2 protein-coding genes are annotated in these 1,320 nt (G+C 41.2%); both read right to left on the bottom strand.

The window, feature by feature from the left end:
* Positions 1-659: 659 nt before the first annotated feature.
* The gene (locus C9I89_RS22205) at positions 660-935 is read right to left on the bottom strand and encodes a hypothetical protein (protein ID WP_107285493.1); all 276 of its coding nucleotides are present in this window, start codon (positions 933-935) and stop codon (positions 660-662) included.
* Between the two features lie 13 nt (positions 936-948).
* Positions 949-1,320 (bottom strand): hypothetical protein (locus C9I89_RS22700; protein ID WP_211315295.1); only part of this gene is annotated, 372 nt, incomplete at its 5' end.

Below are 1,320 nucleotides of genomic sequence, written 5' to 3'. Positions count from 1 at the left end.
CGAGTGTAACGCGTCACCTTGATACTTTTGTTATGGCGCGCTCAAGGCATCCGATCAATTATCACGCACGCTACCGCTACAGGATATCCTGCTCGAAAGCTGAATATCATACAAAAAATCAACAAGCCATGCAGGGGTTGAATCGTAACCTACTGAGTTAAATCACAAAATATGAAGCTATTTGAGAAAGAACTGCTCTTTTCTAAAAGCGTGAATCGGAATTTCGAGGAGTAATAACAGCGAGTACAAGACGAAAATCGAGCGTGTTACGAACAAAACCAATCAACCTCACAGTTCGTTATACAGAAAAGCGTTCAGGTATATCGCCTGAGCAAGCCTGCATTCTAGTAGCTAAGCTTCGACCCGAGACGGTAACAAGAAAAACCGCGACCTATTAACGAAAATCGTTCGTGCTGCGGACAAAACCAATCAATCTCGCAGTTCTTGATACACAACAAGCGTTCAGGTATATCGCCAGAGAAGATCGACTTCGTAGCGGCTAAGCACGACCCGCCGACCATAAAATGAATGCCACGTTGCCTGTGCTACTCTGCGCCATAACGCCTGCAATAAGGTGTGCCCCACGGAATTGACAAAGCGCACCGCACTCCATACCAAAAACGCCGAGTGTAACGCATCACCTTGATTGCTTTGTTAAATTACGATTTCACCGTGATCTTGCCATCAGCATCAAAAGAATATGCAGTTCCTGCTTCAAATACAGATGAATACCTTTCTAACCAACGGTTAACTTTCTTAGTCGCGCTACCTACTGAACTTTCCATTGTCAGTGCAAATGGCAAATAAAAATCATAATCCTTACTTTCAAAATAAAAGTGTCTACTTAATATTGGGTTATCCCTAAGGTGAAACTCCATTGCAAAATTTTGAACTAATAAGTTCGTTAATGAAGCGCACAGTTCTTTACTATCCATAGTTACATTCCCTTTATTTAACAGCTAATACCGCAACGGTTGAATGGTAAGAATCACCATCACTATCTGTAGAACTTTCTTGTCCGATATGAAGCAATTTATAGCCATGTTCTTTAATGTAGTGATTTACATTAGACTCAAACATTTCACCATTGTAGGGTAGCCTACAACCATGCGAGCAAGTCTCATGTACGTTGGTAGAAACTACTTTTATTTCCTTGGTTTTTTCTAATGACATGCTGCCTCCTTTTAGTAATTTAACGCTGAGCACATGGGCAGCTAGACCCATGAACCAAAATTTAAATACCGTAATCACAAAACTCAATTCAAACCAAAACTGCCGAGTAATAGCTGTCCCATGGTGCGTTTTGTTAGGGCAATTTTG

The sequence above is a fragment of the Photobacterium lipolyticum genome (assembly GCF_003026475.1).
GTDB lineage: Bacteria > Pseudomonadota > Gammaproteobacteria > Enterobacterales > Vibrionaceae > Photobacterium > Photobacterium lipolyticum.
Note: the sequence above shows the minus strand (reverse complement) of the source record. Positions and strands in the feature narration are given on the sequence as shown.

Bases quoted from the DNA above. Each gene is read 5' to 3' on its own strand.
- C9I89_RS22205 (WP_107285493.1), bottom strand. From the start codon at position 935: ATGGATAGTAAAGAACTGTGCGCTTCATTAACGAACTTATTAGTTCAA.